General features: G+C 51.0%; 20 protein-coding genes and 1 pseudogene. 15 read left to right on the forward strand and 6 right to left on the reverse strand.

All coding sequences use genetic code 11. From position 1 onward, the window contains the following. Positions 1-114: 114 nt before the first annotated feature. The gene (locus AC1DLI_RS24645) at positions 115-375 is read left to right on the forward strand and encodes an alcohol dehydrogenase catalytic domain-containing protein (RefSeq protein ID WP_477607121.1); all 261 of its coding nucleotides are present in this window, start codon (positions 115-117) and stop codon (positions 373-375) included. Positions 376-1067: 692 nt separating this feature from the next. Beyond that, the gene (locus tag AC1DLI_RS24650) at positions 1068-1307 is read left to right on the forward strand and encodes a hypothetical protein (protein ID WP_477607122.1); all 240 of its coding nucleotides are present in this window, start codon (positions 1068-1070) and stop codon (positions 1305-1307) included. Between the two features lie 190 nt (positions 1308-1497). Here AC1DLI_RS24650 and AC1DLI_RS24655 read toward each other — a convergent pair whose 3' ends face one another. Further along, positions 1498-2907, reverse strand: coding sequence for a HEAT repeat domain-containing protein (locus tag AC1DLI_RS24655; RefSeq protein ID WP_477607123.1), 1410 nt, complete (start codon positions 2905-2907; stop codon positions 1498-1500). Positions 2908-3048: 141 nt separating this feature from the next. Further along, the gene (locus AC1DLI_RS24660; RefSeq protein WP_477607124.1) at positions 3049-3927 is read right to left on the reverse strand and encodes an AraC family ligand binding domain-containing protein; all 879 of its coding nucleotides are present in this window, start codon (positions 3925-3927) and stop codon (positions 3049-3051) included. Between the two features lie 214 nt (positions 3928-4141). Here AC1DLI_RS24660 and AC1DLI_RS24665 point away from each other — a divergent pair, with 214 nt between their 5' ends. The 4 genes from AC1DLI_RS24665 (at position 4142) to AC1DLI_RS24680 (ending at position 7415) form a co-directional block, all read left to right on the forward strand. Continuing rightward, the gene (locus AC1DLI_RS24665; protein WP_477607125.1) at positions 4142-4465 is read left to right on the forward strand and encodes a UxaA family hydrolase; all 324 of its coding nucleotides are present in this window, start codon (positions 4142-4144) and stop codon (positions 4463-4465) included. Further along, positions 4462-5622: a UxaA family hydrolase gene (locus AC1DLI_RS24670; protein ID WP_309000287.1), complete on the forward strand. Its 1161-nt coding sequence runs from the start codon at positions 4462-4464 to the stop codon at positions 5620-5622. Before AC1DLI_RS24665 ends, AC1DLI_RS24670 begins: the two co-directional genes overlap by 4 nt. Positions 5623-5688: 66 nt before the next feature. Then, positions 5689-6462 (forward strand): SDR family NAD(P)-dependent oxidoreductase, encoded by a 774-nt coding sequence (locus AC1DLI_RS24675; protein ID WP_477607126.1) that lies wholly within the window; start codon positions 5689-5691, stop codon positions 6460-6462. A 44-nt stretch (positions 6463-6506) separates the two neighbouring features. Continuing rightward, the gene (locus AC1DLI_RS24680) at positions 6507-7415 is read left to right on the forward strand and encodes a fumarylacetoacetate hydrolase family protein (RefSeq protein ID WP_477607127.1); all 909 of its coding nucleotides are present in this window, start codon (positions 6507-6509) and stop codon (positions 7413-7415) included. Positions 7416-7882: 467 nt separating this feature from the next. On the opposite strand, the pseudogene AC1DLI_RS24685 reads toward AC1DLI_RS24680, so the two are convergent. After that, positions 7883-8059: pseudogene (locus AC1DLI_RS24685) on the reverse strand (YnfA family protein); the annotation flags it as partial. Here AC1DLI_RS24685 and AC1DLI_RS24690 point away from each other — a divergent pair. From AC1DLI_RS24690 to AC1DLI_RS24730, 9 genes are all read left to right on the forward strand, one after another. After that, the gene (locus AC1DLI_RS24690; protein ID WP_477607209.1) at positions 8020-8274 is read left to right on the forward strand and encodes a hypothetical protein; all 255 of its coding nucleotides are present in this window, start codon (positions 8020-8022) and stop codon (positions 8272-8274) included. The pseudogene AC1DLI_RS24685 and the gene AC1DLI_RS24690 overlap by 40 nt on opposite strands. Before the next feature lie 52 nt (positions 8275-8326). Then, positions 8327-8665: a hypothetical protein gene (locus tag AC1DLI_RS24695; protein WP_477607128.1), complete on the forward strand. Its 339-nt coding sequence runs from the start codon at positions 8327-8329 to the stop codon at positions 8663-8665. Between the two features lie 267 nt (positions 8666-8932). Next, entirely contained in the window at positions 8933-10321 is a 1389-nt protein-coding gene (locus AC1DLI_RS24700; RefSeq protein ID WP_477607129.1) for a sialate O-acetylesterase, read from the forward strand. A 29-nt stretch (positions 10322-10350) separates the two neighbouring features. Further along, entirely contained in the window at positions 10351-13647 is a 3297-nt protein-coding gene (locus AC1DLI_RS24705) for a cadherin-like beta sandwich domain-containing protein (RefSeq protein WP_477607130.1), read from the forward strand. 133 nt (positions 13648-13780) lie between these two features. After that, a complete protein-coding gene (locus tag AC1DLI_RS24710; RefSeq protein WP_477607131.1) occupies positions 13781-15649 on the forward strand; it encodes a glycoside hydrolase family 97 protein in 1869 nt (622 codons plus the stop codon). 20 nt (positions 15650-15669) lie between these two features. Continuing rightward, complete coding sequence (locus tag AC1DLI_RS24715; RefSeq protein WP_477607132.1) at positions 15670-17310, forward strand: pectate lyase family protein; 1641 nt, start codon at positions 15670-15672, stop codon at positions 17308-17310. Between the two features lie 16 nt (positions 17311-17326). Next, positions 17327-18280 carry an ABC transporter permease gene (locus AC1DLI_RS24720; protein WP_477607133.1) on the forward strand — a complete coding sequence of 318 codons (954 nt, stop codon included), beginning with the start codon at positions 17327-17329 and terminating at the stop codon, positions 18278-18280. 9 nt (positions 18281-18289) lie between these two features. Further along, a complete protein-coding gene (locus AC1DLI_RS24725) occupies positions 18290-19171 on the forward strand; it encodes a carbohydrate ABC transporter permease (RefSeq protein ID WP_477607134.1) in 882 nt (293 codons plus the stop codon). Between the two features lie 56 nt (positions 19172-19227). Continuing rightward, positions 19228-20811, forward strand: coding sequence for an extracellular solute-binding protein (locus tag AC1DLI_RS24730; RefSeq protein ID WP_477607135.1), 1584 nt, complete (start codon positions 19228-19230; stop codon positions 20809-20811). Positions 20812-20855: 44 nt separating this feature from the next. Here AC1DLI_RS24730 and AC1DLI_RS24735 read toward each other — a convergent pair whose 3' ends face one another. The 3 genes from AC1DLI_RS24735 to AC1DLI_RS24745 all read right to left on the reverse strand — a co-directional run bounded on the left by AC1DLI_RS24735 (position 20856) and on the right by AC1DLI_RS24745 (position 26537). Then, on the reverse strand, positions 20856-22472 hold the full coding sequence (locus AC1DLI_RS24735) for a response regulator transcription factor (RefSeq protein WP_477607136.1): 1617 nt from the start codon (positions 22470-22472) through the stop codon (positions 20856-20858). Further along, positions 22469-24259, reverse strand: coding sequence for a sensor histidine kinase (locus AC1DLI_RS24740; protein ID WP_477607137.1), 1791 nt, complete (start codon positions 24257-24259; stop codon positions 22469-22471). The genes AC1DLI_RS24735 and AC1DLI_RS24740 overlap by 4 nt, the downstream gene beginning before the upstream one ends. Positions 24260-25286: 1027 nt before the next feature. Further along, on the reverse strand, positions 25287-26537 hold the full coding sequence (locus AC1DLI_RS24745; RefSeq protein WP_477607138.1) for an FAD-dependent oxidoreductase: 1251 nt from the start codon (positions 26535-26537) through the stop codon (positions 25287-25289). Between the last annotated feature and the right edge of the window lies 1 nt (position 26538).

Raw genomic sequence — 26538 nt, forward strand, 5'->3', positions numbered from 1 at the left:
GTTCGGTCCGGTATCAGGGAGTTAATTTCCAAATTACAAGGTGTCAAAGAGCCAGGAAGCGGTGGAATGCACTTCCTGGTTTCCTCATTTACCTATTGACAGGAGGGCATTTTGATGATAACGATCGTATGCGAAGAACCTCACGTATTGAGAATGAGAGAATCGGAAGTACCGGTTGTACGGGAAGGCGAAGCGCTCGTCAAGGTGAAGCGAATTGGAATATGCGGAACGGATCTGCACGCTTACAAAGGGAATCAGCCTTATTTCACCTATCCCCGTACATTAGGTCATGAGCTTTCAGGCGAGATCGTCGAAATTCATCTTCAAACGACATTCCATATTGGGAACTATGGAAAGGTAAATGGAAAGAAATGAATATCGATGAAATTAAAGCAGAATGGTACAAATAGCTCTAATTAGAAGCTTTCTTTAAAATATCTATTTAAGGGATTGACTGCTTTGGGCTGGAGCATGGCGAGGATGAGCGGACGCAACGGGAGATTGCGTAGGAGCTAGGGATTTCGCGGATTGAGAAAAGGGCGTTGATGAAGCTTTATCATGAGTTTTATAAGGCGAAGAGATAACGTGTCATAGTTAATAGAGTCTTTAGAAATTCTATCGTAGAGTCAATGGCCACGTCTTTGTGACGTGGCTTTTGTTTAGTTTAGTTCCGTGATTTTGCGAAAACGACTAGAATTCAATCTATTGTGCTCGTTTCAACGACCCATGGCGCTCCTTGGTCCAGTTGGGAACAGTTCCAGATGGTTATTTGATACAATGCTGAATGAGTAGACCTGATGTTATTCCTAGTAAGGTGATTTATGCAAAGTTCATAGATCATTACGTCGATAAATTGAAGCTAAAGATTGAGAAAATCGAAAATTTATACCTAGATATATGTGTTGACCGTGAGAAGGAGGTTGTAATTGGTGATTTCGGACAGGAGCTCTTTGGGGTTGAGTTGAGTCAGTGGATATCTTCTTGGCGGCTAGTTCATATCCCCTTTCATACTCGGAATAAACAGCAAGACCAAGGCACAGCGGGAAGCTTGGGAGTTCGTTAAGTTTTTGTTGTCCGTGGACATGCAAAGTTCCCCGGAATTGCTAGGCTTCCCAATAAACAAAGGCATCACAGAGAAAAATCTCAAGGAAGTCGGTCAAAAAATAACGAAGGGTTTGCTTCCGGTGCCGAAAGGAAAGACGGATGCTAAGTCAGTGGAAGAAAGCCCCCAGGCTATTCAAAAAGCTTCTGGACGGGGCTGGAAAAAAGCTAAACAGCGATTTCAAGGTCGTCTCGATCGCCAGTGAGGAATTCGAATCATTCATGATCGGCCAAAAGTCAGCGAAAGAGGTGAGCAAGCGTATTTGAACGAATAACCTCGCCGCCTATGAACGACATTATACACGGAAAAAGCGGTTCTCCTAAACTTATAAAAGAAGCAGCCCTTAAAAAAATATAGGCTATCCCAAAAGTGGGATAGCCTATTACCTCTTAGCTTTAAGGATAGAAAGCGTTAGCCGGCGTGGTGGTCGTACACCAGCGGGCATTAAACAACGACTTGATCAAAATGTCCTTGGCTTCTTCCGTGCCAATGTAACGGAGGGCTTCGAGCGCATGCGCCCTAACGTAGCGATTCTCATCATTAAGCGCAGCTGCTAGAGCGGGAACGGCCGATGCGGCAGCGGAGCGTAAGAGTGATAATGAAAGGCCTGCTGTAAAACGAACCTGAGTATCCTCATCCTGCAAGCATCGAATCAACCCATCGACGCTTGCTTGGCTGGAACCGCCAATCATGCCAAACGTTTCAGCCACCGTGCTTCGCACCGAAGCGGAGGGGTGAGATATGAGACGGCCAAGCGCCGGAAGCGAATTTTCAGCCAAGTGGCGCAGCTCCCCGATCGCAAACGCCGCATGTTTGACGGTTTCCTCGCGTTCGCTTAATAGTGCATCATTTAATCCATCAATTGCTGAGGCACCCGCAGCAGCCAGGCCATAAGCGGACAAGCGTGATACGTCCACACGCTCATGATGGAGTCCTTTCAACAGCACTTCGATCCCTTTCTCGCCATACCTCGCTAGTTCATAGACCGCATTCAGCGCGTTAGGCTCGTACGTATCCTCTAATGCCTTGGCAAGCTGACTGATTTGCTCTTCATCCGAAGCTGCCGTATGGGCCAGGCTGCCGATGCTGCCGGAGAGCCAGTTCCACGTTTCCTCCCACATCGTCTCGTGACGGCCGATCGGAAGCTTGAGACCGGCTGGCTCCGTCCATTCCGCAGTTTGATTATTCCAAGAAGGCGCGGTGGGAGCTACAGTACGCATAAACTCGAATTTCAACATGTAGCGGGCATTCCCGAGCACATTAGGCGTGGAGCGATGCCAAATATCGTAATGGATGAGCGCGAACGTGCCGGCTTTCCCGCTAGCGTAAGCTTCTCCTGGCGTTTCGTCTGCAGCAAAGGTGCGTGTTTGATAATTTTGCGTGCCAGGCATCAAGCCCGTCGGTCCTAGCTCAAGCGGGGTATCCTGCGGAAAATACATGACCATCGCCCACCATGGATGATGATTGCGCATTTTCGAATAGCCCCAGTAGCTGTCCTTATGCCAACCGCCGGCAGAGGGCAGGGCATTGTAATGACCATGACGGTGAGCATGCAACATATAGTCCGGGCCAAGAACGCTAGTCAATGCGCCCGTAATAACGGGATGATCGAATACTTGTTGAATTTCGCGGAAGCGCGGCAGTAAATTGTTGCCCGGGTTTCCCTCTTCCTTGTATACGCGATTGAGCTCATCGGTCAATTCACGGTGAAAGGCTTCTGGGAAATCAGTGTTTAAAATTAGAAAACCTTCCGTAATAAATCGTCTCATTTGTTCGTCATTCAGTAAAATGGGTGAGCTGCTCATATAATCGGTAACCTCCTGGAAAATGGTGATTTGAATTTCTACACCGATTATAGGAGATGCGCAGCCAATACGACATACACGAAACTAAGCGAAACTTGCATAAAACTAACATACGTGGGCTCGCGCTGAAAAATCTTTTTATTACAAGTGAGGAATGTCAGGCGCCTGGCTTCTTCGTTTATAGCCGGAAGGGGTCATGCCTGTTAGTTTTTTGAATGTGCGATGAAAATGCGGCAGACTCTCGAAGCCGCACTCATTCGCGATTGCGTAGACTGGCGCATCCGAAGATAGGAGAAGCTCCTTGGCGCGGCTAATCCGTTTAGCCGTGACATATTCGGTTAATGTCATTCCCGTAAGTAATTTGAAGACACGTGTAAAATGGGAAGGATTCACTGCCGCTTTGGCGGACAGAGTGGACAAGCCGATGTCGTCGAATGGGTGCTCGTCGATTGTACGCAGTGTCGTCCTCATCCACTCCGGAGCTCCCGTATTTTTCCCTTCTGCCGTTGGAACGGGGATTTGCCGATTAAGCAGAAGCAGCAACTGGAGCAGGTGGAGCACGACGGCATGTCGGTGCCCCGGTCTATCGACTGACAGCTCTCTGTTGATATTAACCAGAATGGTCTCAATAAAGTCACGGTCGGCATTATCCACACTCAGTTTATGACACTTCCATTTGTTTGCCTGCTCGAAGCATTGGACGTAAGAAAAGGTATCGCCGAACGAGTTCCACTGCGCGATACGACCATGAAAATAAATGGCGCTCACCGTCAAAGGAGCTTCTTCCTCCGGCAATGCGCGATGGACGGTGTTGCCGGGCAGAAGGAATAAATCGCCGCGCTCCATGGCATAGAAAGACCCGTCAATAAAAAAAACACCCTTTCCCGCATGGACATAGACGATTTCATGCCAATCGTGCAAGTGATTGGGTAGCTCGTTATGCGAATCCTTTAATGCAAGGTAGTTGAATTCGAGCGGGAAAGGAGCGGAAGCATCGAATTGCTTACGAATAGGTTTCAAATGGCGGACCCTCCCTGATTGACAAGCTGAGAAAACATATCGTGTTTGGTTATAGTGTAAATGCTAGGAGAGTAATAGTCAAAATAAGGTACACATAAGCGTATTTTCGCTATTTTCATATCCTCGAAGCTCGATTATTATGAACCTAACTGTTGTAAACCTTGTTTATAAGGCGATTTATCGTCAACGATCATAAAAGCAAAGGGGATGCTGCATGATGCAAGAAATAGCAAAAGGCGTCGACGCATTGATCAGGGATAAGCGGGATCATGTTGCTACGCTGCTGCGTGATGTCACGTCAGGAGAAACGGTCCGCTACAGAGATGATCAAGGCATTCATGAAATAACGGTGATTGATGCGATCCCGTTTGGCCATAAGCTGGCGATTGATGCGATTGACGCAGGACAGGACGTGCGGAAATACGGGGAAATCATTGGTCGTTCCAGCTCCGCAATCATGGTCGGGCAGCATGTTCATGTCCATAATATTGAAGGAATACGGGGCAGAGGCGATAAGGCCGGAAAGGCGGGGGCATGAATACATTTATGGGGTATGAAAGGCCGAACGGGGATATCGGGATCCGCAATCATTTGCTCATCATTCCAACGGTCATTTGTTCCAATCAGGTTTGCAGCCGGATCATGCAGCTTGTTCCTGGTACCGTGGCGATTCCGCATCAGCATGGATGCAGCCAAATCGGTGCAGATAAAGAACGTACTTTCGAGGTGCTTGCAGGGACGGGCAAAAACCCGAACGTAGGCGGGGTTATCGTCATAAGTCTAGGCTGCGAAGTAGTTGATCCTTATGCGCTTGCGGACGAGATCCGAAAGACCGGCAAGCCCGTAGAAGTGATTGATATTCAATCGGTCGGCGGCTCGGTTAAAGCGATTCAGCAAGGAACTGAAATAGCAAAACGAATGATGGGGGAGCTTGAACGCCAACCAAAAGTGCCAATCCCGCTCTCCAAACTGAAAGTAGCCGTGAAATGCGGCGGCTCTGACGCGACTTCCGGCTTGGCGTCGAATCCGGCGCTTGGCGCAGCTGCTGACTCGCTAATCGCAACGGGTGGAACGGTCGTCATCGGCGAGACGACGGAGATCATCGGTGCCGAGCATGTGCTTGCACAGCGCTGTGCAACACCGGATACAGCAGAGATGCTTTACCACATTGTCAGCCGTTTCGAACGAGAGGTGGAGAGGATGGGCACTGACATGCGAGGCGGCAATCCGAGTCCCGGCAATATCCAAGGCGGACTATCCACCATCGAAGAGAAATCGCTCGGCTGCATCAGCAAATGCGGAAAAGCCCCAATCAAAGGAGTTATCGAATACGCGGAACAGATACCGGAGGGAGGACTTTACTTCATGGACTCGCCGGGCAACGATATCGAATGCGTTTCGGGCATGGCGGCGGGAGGCGTCCACATCGTTTGCTTCACGACAGGCAGGGGAACGCCTACGGGAGCGGCTGTCGTGCCGGTCATCAAAATAACGGGCAACAAGCGGATGTTCGAACGTATGGAGGACAACATGGACGTCGACGTCAGCGCGATGCTGGACGGAACGATAAGCTTGGAGACTGCGGGCGAACGGATATGGCGCGAGATTGTGGAAGTAGCGGATGGGAAATGGACGAAATCGGAAACGTTGGGTCATCAAGAATTCAGTATTAATCGTATCGGCCCCAGCCTTTAGGAATGGCCGATTCGTCTTCATGGCAGCTGGGAGTATAGAATCCAATCGGAGAGAGGACGTTTAAACATGAGATTAGCGAATAAAGTGACGCTCATAACCGGTTCCGGATCGGGCATCGGCAGGAGCTCGGCACTGCTGTTTGCGCGGGAAGGCGCGTTTGTCGTCGTCAACGATCTGGATGCGGACAAAGGCCGGGAAACGGTCGAAGAAATCAAGTCGCAAGGGGGGCGGGCCTGGTTTGTGCATGCGGACGTTACAGATCCGGATTCCGTGCGCTCCATGGTGAACGAGACTTTGGCGGCATACAGCCGTATCGATGTACTATTCAATAATGCCGGCATCAGCGGCGTGGGGGCGCTCCACGAGGTGGAGCCGGAAGACTGGGACCGTGTCATTCGGGTCAATATTCGCGGGGTATATCTGCCTAGCAAATATGTGCTTCCCCACATGATGGAACGCACGAGCGGATCGATTATTAACATGTCTTCCTGCATTGCGGAAATTGGACTTGCGAAACGTGCTTCCTACTCAGCTACAAAGGGAGCGGTATTGGCGCTTACCAAATCGATGCAGGTCGATTATGCGCCGTACAATATCCGCGTAAACGCACTTCTGCCTGGAACCATTCTGACGCCGTTCGTAGAAAACTATCTCCGCACCTCGTATGAAGATCCTGAGGCTGCAATCGCGTCTCTAAAAACACGGCAGCTCAGCAATGAATTGGGCCGACCCGAAGATGTGGCAAAGGCGGCGCTGTTCCTTGCATCGGAAGAGTCGAGCTTCATGATGGGCTCACCGCTTTATGTCGACGGAGGCGTCGTTTTCGGCAAGAACGCCTAGCCCGCCGGCCGTTTGGATAATCCATATACGAAAGGAAGTTATATATGAAGCTTTTGGTGATTCAAAAAGAAGATGGCGATCGTTTAGGAATCAAATTGGATACAGGCGTGCTGGATGTCCTAGAGGCTCTGAAAATTAAGGATGAGCCCCGCGTACCGACGCAGGTCATGGAAGTCATCGAGGGAGGAGCGAATGCACTGCTCGCGTTGAGACGGTTCGTTGAGGAAGCTGCCGCTTCGCCGGAAAAGTTCTCCGCTGCCCTGTATCGTGAAGAAGATATTTCATTCGGTCCGTGCGTTGCTGCTCCGCGAAAAATCATTTGTGTCGGGCTGAACTACCGCAAGCATGCGCTAGAAACGAATGCACCGATTCCAGAGTATCCCATTCTGTTCAACAAATTTGATAACACCCTAGCTGCCCATGGTGAAGCTATACCTCTCCCGGCAAAGGTAACGGGCCAAGTCGATTACGAGGCCGAGTTGGTTATCGTCATAGGCAAGGAAACAAAGTACGTAGAGAGAGAGCGGGCGCTTGAGCATGTGTTCGGTTATTGCTGCGTCAACGACTTGTCTGCGCGGGACCTGCAGATGCGCACGCCGCAGTGGCTGCTCGGCAAATCCMTGGACAAGTTCAGTCCGCTCGGCCCTTATCTGGTCACTGGGGACGAGATTGATGATCCTAACAATCTGTCAATCAGCACCACGCTCAATGGTGAAGTACGCCAGCAGTCGAATACATCGGATATGGTATTCCGCTGTGATGAAATCGTTAGCTACGTGTCACAGCATATGACCTTATACCCCGGCGACATCATTCTTACCGGAACGCCCGAGGGAGTCGTACTCGGTTACCCGGAGGCGAAGCGGGTGTGGCTGAAGCCAGGCGATACGGTTACGATCGAAATCGAGAAGCTTGGTTCGCTCACGAATCTGTTTGTGGAGGAAGTTCATTAAACAGCTGAACGTTACCGCCATCCTGTAAGCGATAGTTTCCTATAAAAAGGACGATATCCGACGTCATTTGACGATCCGGAATATCGTCCTTTTTGTTAATGGCATTTACAAAAGTGTTTAACTATATAATTAAATTTAGATATATTTAGTTATAACTGTTTATAACCAAGGAGGGTGTTTTATGTTAAGGATGATTAAAGTTATATGGTTTTATCTATGGTTCTGGCAATGATGTTAGTTTTTGCAGGCTGTGGCGCTGCGCAAAATACGAAAAAATTCGACAATAAATCTCTCCACTCCTATCTATACTTTTGCACTCTTTTTGAGTKATAGCCACCCTTCGAGTTGGCTTTTTTATTGCTTATTAATTGACTTATCTGCTAAATGTCAAAAGAAAATAAAGTCTTAGACTAGAAAAATTAAGTGTTAGACTGACGGAGCTTCAAGTTAACGGGCAGAATAACGTATTAACTTCTAGGAGCCCAAAGCATAATGGAGACTCCTACAACACAAACAGCGGCTCCGATCCAATTGTACATATCGGGTGTTTTTTTATCGACCAGCCATCCCCACAGCACAGCAAGAATAACGAATACTCCGCCGTATGCTGCATAGACTCGTCCAAATGATGGGAAGCTCTGTAATTGCACGCCAAACCACGGTCAGCGCATCAAGCACGCTGCGTAGGTTGGCGGTGGAAACGCCTGCGGAGACATTTCCGCTGGCGAGCAATGCCAGTCTGCTCTTGCCCATATCCACCGAGCTGCGGCAGCTTGATTTGCTGGTTGACGTGAAGCAGAAGACGACGCTTCAGGTGGAGGTATGGAGCACGGGAAAACTATGTCCCGCACAGGCTTGAGGCGAGCGGTGCTTCCGAGGTAAGCGCCGGTGAACTGCAGTGGATTTCCGTAATGCCGAGCTGGAAACCGGAGCAAGCTCAGAATGCATTTGTCATCATCAAGGCAAATGAGTATGTGCGGCTCCATCTCTCGAATGATCCGCTAACAGGTGTGCTTGCATTTGAACGGGGGGCCGGTGCGCGGGCTACGATAGAGCTGGAGGATAACCGCCATGACGAGTTGGTTGTGCTATGGGGAATGAAAAATCTGGTGCGCCGACCTTTCTGTTTCCGGGCGCTGCCAGACAAGGATGCTTATTCCGCTGCGAACAGCGCCGCAAAGCTGCGCTGCGTCGTGGAAGCGATGAACGGCGGTCCTCGCGCCGAAGTGATTGAAATTCGGATTTATTAACGACCGACAGCCGGTAACTGCGCGGGTCTCGAGCCTTACCGATAGAACGGAGGAGAGTTCTCTTCATCCGACGAAGCCAATCCGTAACGAGGGGTTGGCTTTTTTGCGTGGTTCGAGCATGAGGGTTTCAGTTGATTGCTCGTTGATTGCCGACTGATGCCTTCATGAAATACATGAAAAAATCGTGGCATCCTTCATGTTGTCCGTTTCCCGCAGCCCGTATAATCTGACACAGCTTCAAGTATCAAGGCGATAAGGAGGATAAGAATGCGGTACGATTTGCAGGTGGAAGGCCCGGTCCCTCACCGTGTATATCAGCGGAATGAAAGGGAAGCAGCGGACATTCCGGTAACGCTGCGGCTGAGTGAATCCGTTTCGGGTGCAATCATGACGCGGTTGAAGGGGAACTCCGCGAGGTCTGTTTGGTCGAGCTTAGGCTCATTCGCATGCACCGATACGTACCATGGCGTCATTCGAAACGTTCCGGCAGGAGAGCATGTGCTGCAAATACGGGTCGTCGGTCTTGCAGCGGGGGAAGTGATGGCGGAGACGACTTTGGAGCCTCTTTTTGTCGGCGATTTGTGGGTGCTTGCCGGTCAGTCGAATATGGAGGGCTGCGGCTATTTGACGGATTTAGAGGAGCCGGCAATAGGCGTCAGCTGCTTTTATATGGGAGACCGGTGGGACATAGCGAAGGACCCGCTTACCTGGCTGAAGGAATCCGTCGATCCCGTAAATTGGGGCGTGCCGCCGGAGGAACGCGAAGCGGCCGCAGCAGGTGAGAGAAGGAACCGGGTGAAGGGAGCGGGGCTTGGCGTCGCTTTCGGGAAGGAGCTGCTCCGGCAGACGGGGATTCCTGTCGGACTAATGATGTGCGCTCATGGCGGAACCAGTATGGAGCAATGGGACCCGGATCTCAAGTCGGCGGAAGGGAAGTCCTTATACGGCGCTTTATTAAGGAGAGTACGGGCAAATGGCGGAAAAATAGCCGGACTCCTCTGGTATCAAGGGGAAAGCGATGCGAATGAAACGGCTACTCCCCATTACACCGATCGGTTAACCCAGCTTCTTCGGCACTTAAGAGAGGATCTGAACAACCCGGAGCTTCCGTTTTTATATGCCCAATTGTCCCGGTACCACACCTGGGAGAAACATTCGCAATGGTGGAACCGGATTCAGGACGAACAGTTCCGGTTCGTAGCTCATGACTCTTATGCGGCCATGGTTCCCGCGATCGATGCCGTATTGTCGGATCCTATCCATGTGGACGCCACATCCTTACGACGGATCGGGAGACGTTTTGCTTGGCAGGCATTAAGCATGGTTCATGGGATCCGTTCCGGTAGCGGACCTCGCCCGGCAAGCTTCGAATGGGATCATGCAAGGACGGCGCTTACGCTGCGTATGGATCCAAACGAGCTTAACGGGACGCTGCTGCCGGTGAAGCAGGCATTCGGATTTCTTCTGGAAGCGGATGGGGAGATTTGGCTGCCGAAAGCAGCTTTAACCGCGGATAAGCTTGGAGTGGAGCTTTGCTTCGAACGCGAGGTACCTGCTGCTGCCAAGCTGTTCCACGGCTCAGGCTTTCATCCGCTTGTCAACCTTATCGATGCGCTCGGAATACCGCTTCCTGTATTCGGGCCAATTTCCGTGTAGTCAGTTGAATGAAAAGGAGAATGAGGCTCATGCGCATAGAAAGGCTGAAGAAAAAGCTGTTCATTTGTTACTTGGCGTGCAGCTTGCTGCTGCTAATCGCACCGTTTGGCGGATCGGGAGGGATGGCTGCCGCATCCGAGGAGGCGGTGCTGGCTGCCTTCGTGATCGACAATGATACGAATGGAACGAAGGACGGATTCCCGGTGACCGTGCAGGGCTTCGAGCAGACGGGATTCAGTTACAGCTCGTCAAGCTCGGTAAGCGGCTATGCAGGGAAATCGCACTTCACCTCCGCCAGCGCGGCGGAAGCGAAATGGACGCCCCAAGAAAGCGGGCAATCCTTTGGCATCGGCACGTACCGCGTATCCGTATTTGTGCCGAAACGCCCATCCGCTTACGGCATTGCCGAGGTAGAGGTATACCGGGACGGCAAGTCCGAAGCTCGTGAAATCAACTTGGCTGATATTACAAGCATTTCAGGTGAATGGGTTGAGCTAGGCATATACGACTTTATGGGCAAAGGACACGAGGAATATGTCCGATTGAAGCGGGATGCATCCTCCCCGGCCGGTTCGTTCGTTCATGCGGATGCCGTCAAATTCGAGAAGCTGCATTCACGGATTGCCGCGTTATCGTCGCTGACACTCAATAACACGACGATATTGGAAGACGGCCGGGCAGCGTATGCCTACTTGTTCCCTCGTGAGACGGAAACGGTCACATTGGACGCCATCGCCGTAGATCATTCGGCTGCCATTTCGGTTTCTGTGAACGGAATGATTGTTAGCACTCCCCCTTCCGAATCCATTCCGATCCTGTTGGCAAGAGGGAACAACGAAGTCGAGATTATCGTTACGGCGCAAAATCAAGTATTTCAGAAGCGTTATACGCTTACCTTGAAGCGCGCGACCTCCTCCAGCAGCAATGCGAAGCTGCGCCAGCTGCTGGTGGATGAAACGGAAGCCGAGCGGAGCAAGGGGCTGGATGTGTTCACGCATCGCGTAAAGGGCAGCACGGAGACGGTCCGTTTAACGGTAAAGCCGAATCATCCGGAGGCTTTCGTAACTGTAAACGGCGTTTATGTGCAGAATGGCACCGCAACAGTGCCGATTGCACTCGAGGAAGGAAACAATGCCATCGCCGTAAGAGTCACCGCGCCCGACGCGGCAACCATTCAGCAGTACACTTTAAATCTCTATCGCGAACGAACGGATGCGATGCTGGCCGATCTTAGGGCGGGAGCATCAGGCCTGGTATCGCCGGCTGCGGATCCGCCGGTGTTCGACCCTGCCGTAACGGAATATGCATACGGCGCGCCGAACGGAGCCGACAGCATGACGCTCGTGCCGACATCACACGATCCCCATGCGGAAATCTACGTAGCCGGCGAGAAGGTTAACAGCGGAACGGCCTCGTCTCCGATCGCGTTAACGCCTGGCGTTCATACTATTCCTGTCCTTGTGAAGGCGGAGGACCGCTCGATAACGAAAGCCTACACGGTGTATGCAGGAAGCGGCGATTATGCGGCAGGCAAGCCGGCGTTGGCATCTCAAGCTTATTTGCTTGCTCCTGCTAGCGCCGCCTTGGATGGCAGCGGAACAACGGCCTGGAGAAACTTATCCTTTGACGCACATCCCTATGTATGGCTGGAGGTGGATTTGGGGAACCGTTATACGCTCGATGAAGCGGTATTGACGCTTTACAATCCGGCGGATGCAAGCGGCTTCAAGCTACAAGCCTCGGATGATGGCAAGCAGTGGACGGATCTATACGTCAGGAACGGCTCGCCGGCAATATTGGAAATCCTTGCATTCGAGCCGGTAACAGCCCGTTATGTCCGCTACTACGCCGACAAGGCGAGGGAACTGGCTTATACGGGATTATATTCCTTGGAAGTGTACGGAGATGAGCCTCCTTCTCCAGACTTAGCCAGCGATTATGAAAGGCTGGCCGGCCTTCAGGTGTCGGAAGGGAAGCTGGCATTTGAGCCGTATCGGAAGCGTTATACCGTCACGGCCAATACAGATGTAACGGTCACAGCAATTAAAGCGGATGAGGGGCAGTCGATAAGGATCAACGGAAATCTAACGGAATCGCTTACGATAGACAGGGCTTCAATGCCGGAATCCGTTAAAGTGGAAGTAACGTCGAAGGACGGCCAAAGGTCGTTAGCTTACGAGATAGGCTTGGAGCAGCCGCCCTTCGAACCGGATTCGGGCTATGCGCTGGAGTTTGCCGACGAATTCTCGGGCAGCGGGGTGAATGAAGAGGAGTGGTATTACCGTTACGGGGTCTCCCGGTACAGCGACAACCGTAAGGAAAACGTTACGGTCAGCGATGGCGAGCTGCATATCGCATTGAAGAAGGAGCGTTCGAACGGAGCCGAGTATACGGCTGGCGGAGTCATCAGCAAGCGGGAAATGGACTATGGATATTACGAAACAAGAGCAAAGCTATGGGGCAATCCGGGCTTTCACACCTCTTTCTGGCAGGCGGGATTAAATGAACGGGTAGCCGTCCTGGATGGTGATGATGTTGTATACGGCGCCTCCGATAATCAGGTGAATGAAATCGACGGATTTGAAATCGATTCGCATGATCCGGGATTGATCCGAACAGCCGGACATCACTGGTATCCGGGTGACGCGCATGTAGTATTCGGGAGCTATGAGGAATACAGTGGCGTAAACTCGGCAGACGGCTATCATGTTTATGGCTGGGAATGGACGCCTACGCATGTGAAATTTTTTATCGATGGCGAATTGATTAGAGTGATGGATTACCCGGGTCCGCATGCCGCGGGTCAAAATGTATGGCTCACTTCGATCGCTTATACCCTTCCGGTGGATGAAGCGAGCTTGCCAGGCGAGGTAACCTTCGATTACTTCAGGTATTACAAGAAAGAAGACCAAGGTCCGTTCCCGGCCGGCTCGGTCATCGTAGATAATGGCGATGCGGGGTATTCGGATTCCGGCTCCTGGTCGACGGTAACGGAAGCGTTCGGCAGCGATGACCGCGAAACGCGCCTCTCCTCATCGCCCGGCGACTGGGCGCGATGGATGCCGGATATGACGGAGGCGGGCGATTATGAGGTATGGGTCTGGAACCCTGCCTTTTATAACAATACCAATTATGCCAAGTATACGGTGACAGCCGAAGACGCTAACCATGAAGCGGTTGTGGATCAGGGTTACGGCGGCCAGCAGTGGATTTCGCTCGGGACTTACTCATTCCCTGCAGGCTCGGCGGGCAGCGTTACATTGACCGTAACCGAGGGGATGGCACATAGAGCGGACGCCGTGATGTTCGTGCCTGTGCAGGATTGAACGGGCTGCTCGCGCATCGTTAAATAATTGAATTTATCATGGGATTATGAATGGTCTTCCATGCGAGTGATTCACTATACTTGGCACATAAGCACCGAATACATTACCAACATAGGCACAAAGGAGAATGAACATGGTCCAGCATATTAGTCCAATTAAGCAAATAAACCTCGCAAGCCCAAAGGGCGGCCTGGAGATAGCCATTTATACAGGCGGCGGCAGCCGATTGCAGTACGACGTCAGCATTAAACAATCGGCTGTCATCGAGACATCCTCTCTGGGCATTACAATTGACGGCAACGATTTAGGATCGGGCTGCATAGCGGGTGAACCCTGCCAGCAGACGGTGATGGAAACTTATCCGACCCGGGGGTGTCATACGGAGGCCGTCAACCATTATAACGAGCTTAAGCTTCCCCTGTCGCATGAGGCAAGCGGAACCGCGTATGAGCTGCAGATCAGAGCTTATGAGGATGGGGCGGCTTACCGGTACGTGATCCCTGGTAAGGGAAACCGTACCGTACATGGCGAAGCGTCAAGCTGGCGCATTCCGGAGGGAAGCGGGATATGGATCTTTGAACGCAACAATGACTGGAAGCTGAAAAGCTACGCGGGAGAGTTTATCAAGGTCGATGCCCAGCAGCTCTCGACAGTCTCCAGCCAAGGTCCGGTACAGGGGACCCCGATGGTGATCGAGCTGCCGGACGGGCAAGGCTATGCGGCGATTATGGAAGCCGCCTTGTATCATTACAGCGGCATGCGCCTGGAGGCAACCGGGGATAGGGCGGTGCAGGCTAACTTTACGGAAGGAAGCGCAGGCTTTCAACTGGAGGGAGATATCGTAACGCCTTGGCGCGTCACGCTTTATAGCCCAGATTTGAATGGACTCGTTAATTGCGATTTGCTTACGAACCTTAATCCTTCTCCTTCTCCTGAGCTGTTCAGTGAGACCGAATATATTAAACCTGGCCGCTCCGTATGGCGCTGGTGGAGCTTAGGGACGGGAGCGCCCGATCAAGAGCTGGAAATGATCGATTGCGCGGAGGAGCTCGGCTTCGAATATACGACGATAGACGAAGGTTGGGAGCTATGGCAGGACCCATGGGAAGACTTGCGGCAAGTAACAAACTATGCGGTGGATCGGAGCATCGGCGTGTTCGTCTGGAAGAGGTCCAAGGAAATCGACAGTCCGGCGAACGATTGGCGCAATATGCGAGATTTTCTGGATAAAGCTCGCGCTTCGGGAGTGGCAGGCGTAAAAATCGATTTTATTGATTGCGAATCCAAAGCATCGATCGATTTCGAGATCAACGCGCTGCAGCTGGCTGCGGAGCGCAAGTTGATGATTAACTTTCATGGGATATCGAAGCCGACAGGCGAGTCCAGAACGTATCCGAACGAGATTTCCAGGGAAGGGATCCGCGGCCTTGAATTAAACAAAATGAAGGAAGGGCCGATTCCGGCTTGGCATAATGCGGCGCTGCCGTTCACCCGGTTTGTGGCGGGGCATGGCGATTATACGCCAGTCGGTTTTTCCAACCCTGGTCTCACCACGCATGCGCATCAGCTCGCAACGGCCATTGTATTCACTTCTCCGATGCAGGTGATTGCCGAAAATCCGAAATTTCTGCTCAAGGATTCGTCTGTCCGGCCCGTGCTTGATCTACTGAAGGCGATCCCTTCGGTATGGGATGAAACCCGCGTGCTCGCTCCAAGCGCTATCGGACAATTGGCCTTATTCGCCAGGAGAAGCGGAAAGACCTGGTTCCTGGGCATCCTGAACGGCACGGACAATAGCATGCTGCTCAGCTCCGTTGATCTATCGTTCCTAGGCGAGGAAGAATACGAGGCGGAATACATTTCCGATAGGGAACAGAGTTCAGATCAGGAAACGGGAACTAAGCTTGTGCGCAGCTCGGAGCGTTTGAAGGGAGGAAGCGCTTCTCTGCGAATTCCGCTCAGTCCGGCAGGCGGATTTGTCGCAAGATTCGCGCGGGTGTAATGGGAAAGGGAGGCTGCAAAATGGAACCGTTATCCTCTGCGACAGAAGACGTGTATGTCCGCGACTTTGGAGCTGCAGTTAATGATCGCTCCGATCAAGCGGAAGCGATTCTGTCAGCCATTAGACATGCGATTGCCAATCGGTGTGCGAAGGTCATTTTCGATGAAGGTACTTACACGCTAACGAGCTCCGTATCGAATACGGTATTTGCAGACCATGGATGGAGTGAGAACCATCTCTTTATTAGCGGGTATGACGGATTGACGCTGGAGGGCCAAGCGGATGAGCAGGGCAAACCTGCAACGGTGCTTGAGGGGCGAAACGACGGAAAAAACCAGGCCTATTTGCCCTCCATTCTTTGGATTAGCGGATGCGACGGCTTTACGTTAAAAAATATGAAGTTTACAAGAAGCATGCCCTACTCGAGCGCAGGCATCGTGACCGAGAAAGGCGAGCGGCATATTATCGTGGATGTCTTCGAGAGCAATCCTCTCGTCGACGGCATGGCCTGTTATTGCGCCAACCGTTTCGACCTCTCGGCCGGTGCGCTGCTCGGCGAAAGCTTGACCTACGGTGAGGGCGCCGGCGCGAGCTGGCGCCGGATCGGCGGCGGTTCAGACAGGAGGATGCGGCTGGACAGCAGCGCCGTCGCAGCCCAAGTGTCAGTGGGCGAAGGATTGTCCTGGCACTTCGGGTCTTTGACCGACTTTCAGCTTCAATTCGAGCATTGCAGTCAGTTGACTATCGAGAACATTCATACGGTCAGCGCAAATGGCTTTGCGATGCAGACCGAATGCTGCTCGGACGTCACGGCGACGCGTGTCGTGTTTAAGCCGGAAGGGAATCTGCTGTTTACGGCACCCCGGGACGCCTGGAAGATTTATAAATGCAGTGGCGATTTTACCATTCGCGAGATGGTTGTGGAAGGCGTCCGAATGGATGGTCAAAATATGCACAGCACGTTTTTGACGTTGGTGCGGGTTGTCGATGAACGGACGGTCTTGCTTCAAGCCAAATGGAATTATGCCCCATTGAAGGACCGGACGGATGTGGAGTTCTGGAACGGAACGGATACGGCAAGGCGAACCATCCGCTCCTGGCGGCATGAAGGATATAGTGAAGGGGCTAACATATACTCGGTTACCTTTGAGGAGAAGCTGCCGGAGCCGCTGTCCCAAGAAACGTTGGTCGTGCCGATGTGCTGGAGCTTAAGCTCCTATGACATGGATGGCGGTCTGTTCAAAAATGTGGCCGGCTGCGGGCATGTGGTGAGGTATGACAATGTGAAGATTCGCAATGTCCGCTATATAAACCTGATGAATCAGGGAATATTCATCGGCTGTGAGCATACGGGCTTCCTGGAGGCGGGGCATCCGAGAAACGTCGAAATCGGGCAATGCATCTTCGAAAATTGCGGCGGCACGCCGAGAATGAAGGCTTCAGGAGCTATCGGCATCAATGCGGAAGGGTTAGAAGGCTTATATATGGAAGGAATCACCATAGAGGATTGTTTGTTCCGTAACCTCAAGCTAGCTGTCGATATTAGTGACGCGAAGCGGGTAACTATGCGGGGAAACCGTTTCGAGGCAGTTCAGGCAAGATTCAGAGTCGATGCACATACGACATCCCAGCTGGATCTCGAATACGAAATGATAGAATGAAAGGTAGGTTCAGCCTATGCAGGTCAGCGCAGAAAACGGATTGAATGTGAAACCGGGCCATTCCAGGCTGAATGGATCAAAAAAATATTTATTACGCAATAAATGGCTTTACCTTTTTCTAATACCTGGCTTGCTCTATTTATTGATATTCAAGTATGTCCCGATGGTCGGCATCGTCATCGCTTTCAAGGAGCTGAGCCTGGTCAAGGGAATTATGGCAAGCCCATGGGTCGGCTTCGAGCATTTCGACTATTTGTTTCAAGCCAGAGACTTCTACAAGGTGCTGAGGAATTCGCTTCTCCTTAGCGTTTACCAGATGGTATGGGAATTTCCCGCGCCGATTCTACTCGCGCTCATGCTTAACGAGGTCCGGGGGATGGTGTTCAAGCGGATCTCCCAGACAATCATGTACCTGCCTCATTTTATATCCTGGGTCGTATTGGCGGGCATGATTATCAACTTTCTGTCACCTTCGACCGGTATGGTCAACGCCGTAATCAAATCGCTTGATATGGAGCCTGTCAACTTTCTGCTCGACCCCGATTATTTCCGTTCGATCATCATTTCGGCGGAGGTGTGGAAGGGCGTTGGCTGGGGAACGATTATTTACTTGGCGGCCATGACGGGAATCGATCCGACGCTGTACGAATCGGCTAAGATCGACGGGGCCAGCCGACTGCAGCAAATCCGTTTCATTACCCTTCCGGGAATTGCGACAACGATCATCGTACTTCTGATCCTTCGGATCGGCAATATGTTGGACAACGGCTTTGAACAGGTGTTTCTGTTATACAATCCTCTAACCTATGAAGTAGCCGACGTATTTGAGACGTACACCTACCGGATCGGATTGATTGACGGACGGTTGTCGTTCGCGGCTGCGGTCGGCTTGTTTAAATCGATAGTCGGATTTGCGCTAATTCTAATCGCTAACCGGATAGCGCGCATATTCGGTAATCAGATATGGTAGGTGAATGATATGCGCAACCTTAAACGCATTGAACTGTTCGATGCGATCAATTACTTCTTAATCTCGGCCGTGTGCCTGATCATGCTGTATCCTTTCGTGAATGTGGCCGCGGTCTCGCTCAGCTCTTACAGCGCATTCGTTGAAAATCCGATGATGATTTGGCCGAAGGATTTTAATGCTGCCGCCTACGTTCAAATATTATCGCATCCGATCCTGTTAAGCAGCTACTTGAACACGATTATCGTCACTGTCAGCGGAGTAACGCTAGGGATATTTCTCTACATCATCACGGCCTATCCGTTATCGAAAAAGCATTTGAAGGGAAGAAATTTCTTTTTGCTTCTTGTTGTATTCACCATGCTGTTTAACGGCGGACTCATTCCAAACTTTTATCTCATGCGCGAACTGGGACTGCTGGATACGCTTCTGGCGCTGATTCTGCCTATGCTGCTGTCAGGCTTCAGCCTGATCCTGATGAAAAACTTTATGGAAAGCATTCCAGAAGAGCTTGAGGAAGCGGCCAAAATCGACGGGGCATCCGATCCGTACCTCTTATTCCGAATTGTGGTCCCGCTGTCCAAGCCGATCATAGCGACCTTGTGTTTGTTTGCCGCAGTTGGCTATTGGAACAACTTTTTCAACGGCATTATTTATATCCGCAGCGTAGAGAACTGGCCGTTGATGCTGTTTATGCGGGAAATTATCGAAGGAGCCCGGATGCAGGAAATTTCCGGCGGCGGCAACATAGCAGAATCGGGGCAGAGTGCGGTCGTTCCGGAAACGCTGAAGTACGCGACGTTGATGATCGTGATGATTCCGATACTGTGCGTATATCCCTTTGTGCAAAAGTATTTCGTTAAGGGCATTATGCTCGGGTCTGTCAAAGGGTAATAAGGGAAATCCCTTTATTATATAAATCGGTCCACAACATTGAAAGGGGAAAACAAATGAGCAGAACTTGGAGAGGAACGTTCATCGGGCTAGTCGTATTGATGCTGCTGTTCGCAGCGGCATGCAGCGGCCGCGATAACGGAAACAGCGGCAAAGTCGGCAATGTGAATAAAGGGGGCAGCGATCAGACCGCAGCGAACGGCAAAGACGAAGAACCGGTCACGATCAAAATCATGGCCAACCACGAGCAAGCCAATCTATCGGCAACGGATCGCAAGTGGGTGGAGCAAGTCGAGAAGGACCTAAACGTAAAGCTTGAATTTGAAATCCCTCCTGTGACCGGATACCAGGAAAGGGTACAGCTTATGCTGGCGTCGGGGGAATACCCGGATTTGGTCTATTTTCCTCAAACCAACGACCAAAGCTTCCTGAACGCCGTAAGGGACGGACTCGTAGTCCCGGTGAACGAATACATTGCAAACACGGAAAATCTGACGAAATATACGTATGATGTATCGTGGAACGCGCTGAAGATTCAGCAGGATGAGAACATCTACGGCATTCCGAGAACGACGGTTATCCGCAATGACGCCTACTGGATGCGCAAGGACTGGCTGGATAAGCTCGGCATTACTATCCCGGACAACTCGGAAATTACGCTCGACCAATTTACAGATATATTGACGAAATTCACGAAGGATGACCCGGACGGCAACAATCAGGATGACACATACGGTTACGCGGCGTTTGCCGACGGCAACAAGGTGCTGCAACCGATCCTGACGAGTCAATTCGGCGTGCTCGGCTGGCAGAAAGCAGACGGTGGCGATTATGGTTATATGGATGCGATGTATGACCGGAACAGCGATTCGTTCAAGAAGGCGCTTGGCTATACAGCCAAGCTGACTAAGGATGGGCTGCTTGACCCGGATGCGGCGGTGAACAACTCGACGACCGCGCGGGAGCGGTTTTATCGCGGCATTACAGGTGTGATGCCCGGCTTTGCGGGCCATTACGGCTGGCATGACGAAGAGCTGAAGAAGATAAATCCGGACGCGGAAATTACGTACGTATTCGTTAAGGATGAGCAGGAGGACGTTGTCAAAGGCGTCGGATACGGTGTCGGCCTTTGGGGATTCTGGGCGCTGACGAAAGAGGCGAAAAATCCGCAGAAAGTGATCGATGTACTCGATTATTTCTTATCGGATGAAGCTTATCCGACGGTGCTGATTGGATACGAAGGCATTGACTACAAGGAAGAGAACGGCAGCAAGGTCCAAACCGAGGACAAGGAGGAAGCGCCGATTCGCAGAAATACGATGCGCCGTGCAGGCGATACCGAAATTTATTTCACGATTACGACGCCAAAAGAAATTATCGAATTGAGTACCCCTTGGCTGGATAAATCGGTTGATTCGGTTGTGCAGTCCAAGCATTTGGATTTTATGCCAGAAGCGTCAAAGAAGCCGAATTTTATGGACTACAAAAAAGTATGGGATCAGACGATCATGAAGATTAATCTTGGCGTTACCCCGGTGGATGCATTTGATTCGTTGCTGGACGGATGGTACAAGAACGGCGGCGAGGAGTACGTGAAGGAAATGAACGAGTTTATTCAGAAAACAGACAAGGGCGAATAAGCGTGGAAGGGAAGGGTGATGAGTCATCACCCTTCCCTTTACTTTTATTTTTCATAATTGGGATGCAGAATGGAGGTTTTGACCGAGCGCCTGTATTCATTCGGGCTCATGCCAGTCATCTTCTTGAACATTGTGGAGAAGTAAGAATAATGGCGGAAGCCGACCCGTTCGGCAAGCTCGTAATTCCGGTATCGACCCTCGGCCAAATATTTTTTGGCCAGCTCAATCCGCTGCTCTAGGACGAAATCGATTACGGAGGTGCCTATCTCCTTTTTGAACAAATGCCCCAGATGAGAAGGACTGAGCTCGACCTCAAGCGCAATGGAATCAAGCGTCAGCTCATCCGGGAGATGCTGCTGAATGTATTGCATCGCTCTGGCTATCTCGGGTCGGATGGATAGCAGGCTGCTCTGGAAGCGGAGCAGCCGTTGAAACCACTTATCGAGCATTCGCAGAGCATCGAATACACTGGCCGCTTCATGGAAGTCTGGCCAGGCCGGCAAATGGCTATCGTTTGCGAAGATGCGCTTCAGCTCCTGAAACCACCTCGCTGCTTCATCGGGAGGAGGCGTCATTTGCAAAAAATAAGATTTGATTCGGCCTTGAAATTTTTGAAAGGACTTGGTTGACGGGGCGGCGAGGGATTGCCCTGCCAGCTCGAGCAACCATGCCAAGCCTTCCTCTGTCAACGGCTGAAAGGGAAGACATTCATCCGCGTAAATGATTCGGGGGTTTTCCTGGTAGTAACGGTATGGAAGACCGGCCGCTGTCTTCTGATAAACGGCTTTCAGCTTGTGCGGGCTTGCAAATGGAGGACTTGCCGCAAGATTGAGCCGGAGCTTTAAGTAGCTCCATAACGGATCTCCAATTCTGCTTTCAATCTGCCGGCAGGCCTGCTTATACGTTTCCTTGTTCGGTATCGGCCCTCGATAAGTAATCAGAATGAGGAAGCGGCCGAAATAAACGGGTAATATCTCGAATTGACCGGGAAAAGCGGCCTGCAAAGATTCTCGAACGATTTCCAGCATGCTGAATTCGACCAGAGACTGATCCGTTTCCGGGTAGCTGGACAGGAATGCTTGGAGCGGATCGGACTCACAGATCAGCAGCTGGAAATAATCCGCATCCAGATTGATGCCGATCGCGGAGCTGCGCTGCACGATTTCCTGGTCCTTCGTCAATACGGAAGTCAACAGCTGATGGAAAAAATGTTTGCGGAGCGGATATTGATTGGCTTCGACGAGCCTTCTTTGGTGATGTTGCGCCAGCTCGCGGTCGTATTCCTTCTCCAGCTCGCTGGAGGCCCGGGTCAAGGCGGCCATAGTTTCCGACAAATCGACCGGCGATTTCAAAATGTATCCGTAAGCACCCTTCTGAACCGCCTTCTGAGCGTAGGTGAAATCACGGTGGGCGGTCAGAATAATACATTTTGTACCCGGATATGCCGCCGTCATATGATCGAGCAGCGTGAATCCGTCCATTACCGGCATGGTAATGTCGATTAAAGCAAGGTCAGGCTTCAGCTGCATGCATAATTCAAGCGCCTCGGCCCCGTTTTGGGCTTCTCCCACTATTCGATAACCCCAATCCAACCACGGGAAACTTTCCCTTATATGCTGCCTTGACATGGGCTCGTCATCCACAAGAATGATTCGTTTCATAGGGGATTCTCCTTCGCATCTTGCTGTTTTTCGGATTCCGTCGAATCCGGAAACGGTAATTTAATTGTGATGAATGTGCCCCGTTCTTCCTCGCTGCGGATTTCCATATGATATTCGCTTCCGAACATGAGACGCAATCTTTCGTGAACGTTCATTAATCCAATATGCTCATTCGTTGATTTCATGTCTCCCGGCATTTGAAGGCGACGGGAAAGCTCTTCAAGCGTTTCACTGCGCATGCCGATGCCATTATCTTCGATAAGCAATTCCCAGTACCGCTCCTCTGCGACCGAACTGATGAATAACGTGCCGGTCACACTCTTTGGCACAAGACCGTGGAAGATACAATTTTCGACAAGCGGCTGGAGTATGAATTTAGGTACCATTTTATCAAGCGTCAAAGGATCGATATCCATATCGAAGTTGAATTTGCCCGGATATCTGCTTTTCATGAGCTGGACGTAATTATCGACCGCCTTCAGCTCCTCCCACAACGTAACGGGCGCAGGCGATGCATCAAGCGTATAGTGCAGCTGGCTGGTCAATGCCGAGATGAGCCGATCCATGTGCTCGGCTTGTCCTTGGCGGCCCAGCATGCTGATCGTATTCAGCGTGTTGTAGAGAAAGTGAGGCTTGATCTGGGTATGAAGCGCTTTGAAATCGGACTGTTTTTTTAGCTCCTCCGTTTCTTTTAACTCATGGATGAGATCACCGATTTTTTTGGTCATTTTATTGAAATGCAAAGCAAGGAACCCGATTTCGTCCTGCCGGTCCATATGAACCTCCGTATTAAAGTTGCCTGCGCTCACTTCCTTAATGGAGGAGGCGATCTTCCGGATCGGACGGGTGATGAAGCTGGATATCAGCATGGATAAAACGGTTGACAGCAGAAGGGAGGCGAACGCCAGCCACCACGACAAACGGATCGTAGAATTTAACGGCTGCAGCAGATCGCTCTTATCCATAATCCAGATCATTTGCCAATTCGTAATATCGTTCAGACCCCGTGTTAGAATGATTTCTTTGCCGGACGTATCGAGCGATTCGGTCTGAAGCCAGTCCTTCTTGAGCAAGCCCGGGGGAATACCGTCTAAGACGAACCGATGCTCGCGGTGAAGATACTCGGTATAGGGTACGCTCCCGTACACGGCCTCCAGCTCGCTGTCCAGCAGAATTAGCTTTCCGATCTCGGATGGCGTATTGTTAGGCAGCAGCGCGCGATATAAGCTTTCAAGATCGATGTCGAACAGAAGGATTCTCTGGTTACCGGTAGAGGAAGGGATCTTGATGGCTGCCGTCAGCGTATGAGTGGATACATTGGAAAAATACGGACCGAGCCAATAGATGCGGTTGTATTCCGTCAGCCGCTCCAGCTGAAGCATAAGATACGAGTCCTCGAGCAAATCCCAGCTGTGGAGCGACGTGCTCGATAGGATAGTCCTTCCGGACAGCAAGTGAATGTTGCTGACATTCGGAATGTAATAAATCAATTTATCATTCATCCATTGATCGATTTGTTCATGCTCTTCATTCCCGAAGCGGCTGTCATGGGCGATGGAAAGCAGGTAGGTTTGGATATGCTGTAGATTCATCTCCAGGTAACGATCCGACTTTTCAACCATTTGCTGCGCGTAATTCATCTGAGATTCAATTAAGATGGAGGACGAGTACCTGTGATAAGAGTAACCTAAAGTCAATATGAGCGATTCCAAACAAAAGAATGTGATGAGAAAGACCTTGGGCGTAATTTGCAGCCTTTTGAACCATCTAAATTTCGGGTTTATCATCCGGCCTTCTCCTTATTCGTTGGTAAGCTCATTATAATAAATATTTTCGCGAACTGGCATAAAAAAGCGAGATACTTGAAGTTTTCGACGAATAGTGAAGCTAAGTAAGGTTGTGAATATAGTGAGGGTTAGAGTTGGGCAAGAATTGCGAAGTTTCCAACAGATCGCCGGCTTTCTCGGTTATCCCGACGCGTTCACGTTTTCGAAAGCTTTTAAAAAATACTATAACGATTAGACTTCGGCAACATGAAGGCGCACGGGTATAAAGGGGGATTATTGTCGCACCATATACTATTCAAGGTCGAACAATTAAAGGAAATCAGTTCAAATCAGGGGAGTAAGAGGTCGCGGCATCTGAGGCAGGGGAAACTATAGTTCAATAAAACAGCGGAAGCCTAGGTCTTTATTTACTCACCATGGCTGCATCATATGAGACCATCTGATCAAATGGTAAGGTGGAAGCTCTATTTAAAGGAATACTCGATAGCATGTAAAGGACAAACTCGGTTAGCCGCAATTTCTTTAGTTACCGGTATCCTTTACTTAGTATGGTCGGAGGCCGACCACTTCCTGAACAAAAATAATAAGAAATAGAAAATCGTGAAAGAAGACTAAGAGTACATACGTGATAGTGTAGCTTCTCATTCTGAGCTAACGGGACACTATAGATGAACAAACAAGGAGCAGCTTGAAGTAACATCTTAATACCTCATAAGAAACTTAACAGCAGCTCGCTTTCAATGATAGGGAGCCCAAGGTAAGCATGTTTTTCCTACCGTCTTGGTGGTGGAGTCAATGAGCAACAACTCTATAGAAATGCTAGATTTCGTCTCGTTTCTCGGTTGCATTTGCGAACGAGCAGATGAAAAAGCTCCTTAATTACAGCAAAGGGTACGTCTTCAAGCCGGTGGAGCAGGTATTTGCCTACTATAGCGTGGGTTAGTGGGAGAGAAAGCCCCGAAGTCACTTCTCTGATACAGAGAGGGCTTCGGGGCTTTGATTCGTTAAACGGCTCAAGGCAGACTGACTATTGGATAAAAACGACGCCTTGTGCGGCCAGTTTCTCATGGAGCTGCGGAATCGAAATGTCAGCAACAGGAACATTGTCGCCGATGGCGAGAGAGGCGGCAACGCCAGCTGCCTGACCGAGTGCATAGCAGGTCGCCTGTACGCGCATGGATGACATAGCGACGTGGGTCGCGGATATGCTGCGGCCAGCGACAATCAAGCCTTCCACATTCACAGGAAGCATGCAGCGATAAGGAATGTCATAACCCTCCAGCTTCCGCTCATCCGTGTTCGCTCCGCCGGTTGGATTGTGAATATCGATTTCGTAGTTGGTTTGTGCGACTACATCCTCGAAGCGGCGTCCACTAGTCAGATCGTCCTCTGTCAGCGTATAGCGGCCCTCAATCTGGTTTGTCTCGCGCACGCCTACCTGACCGGGCACATGGGACAAAATATGGTTCGGATGGTTAGTCCGCTGCAAGTAATTGGCCACGGAGAACACCTGCCGCAGCGCTTCCTTCTCCGCATAGTTAATATCCTCGATCTTTGCTCCATTGCCTCTGACCCTGGTCATGTTCACTAGCAGCGTGCCATCGCCCATGCCGCCCCAATGCAGATGACGGCCTTGCGGCAGATCCTCAACGGATTCATATTTATAGCAATCCTCCGGCAAATATGGTGCTACGGGCTTGCCCGTATCCTGCATCATGAACATCAATGTCATCGGCTGCGTTAGGCCGTCTTCGCTTCGCCCCGAGTGAGTCGGCACGCCTGCCTCGGCGGCAACTCTCGCATCACCCGTACAGTCAATGACGACGCGGCCTTCGAAGGCGCGGAGCCCTTCGCGTGTATTGGCGATGACGCCGGCAACCTTGCTGTCCGATAAAATCGCAGACACGAAACTGGTGTGATAGTAGACGTTGATGCCTTCCTTCTCCAGTTTCTGATTAAGATAATGGCGCAGCTCAAAAGGCGAGTATTGCGGCCAAATCGACTCATGATGGGAGTTCGGCAGCGCCGCTGGCAGAAACTCCGCGATCATTTCGCGATAAATACCTGTTACATTGCCTACGCCCATGAAGACGCTCACATTACCCAGCGTGCCCATGCCGCCTAATTGACCGGAATGCTCCAGTAGAATCGTTTTGCATCCGCTGCGGGCAGCGCTGATTGCGGCTGCCGTTCCAGCCGGGCCTCCTCCAACGACAATAACATCGGCTGAAGCGTGCACTGCAACGGTGCGCTGCATCGTAATTTCCTTGTTGGACATG

The sequence above is a fragment of the Paenibacillus sp. 01T443 genome, assembly GCF_056398325.1.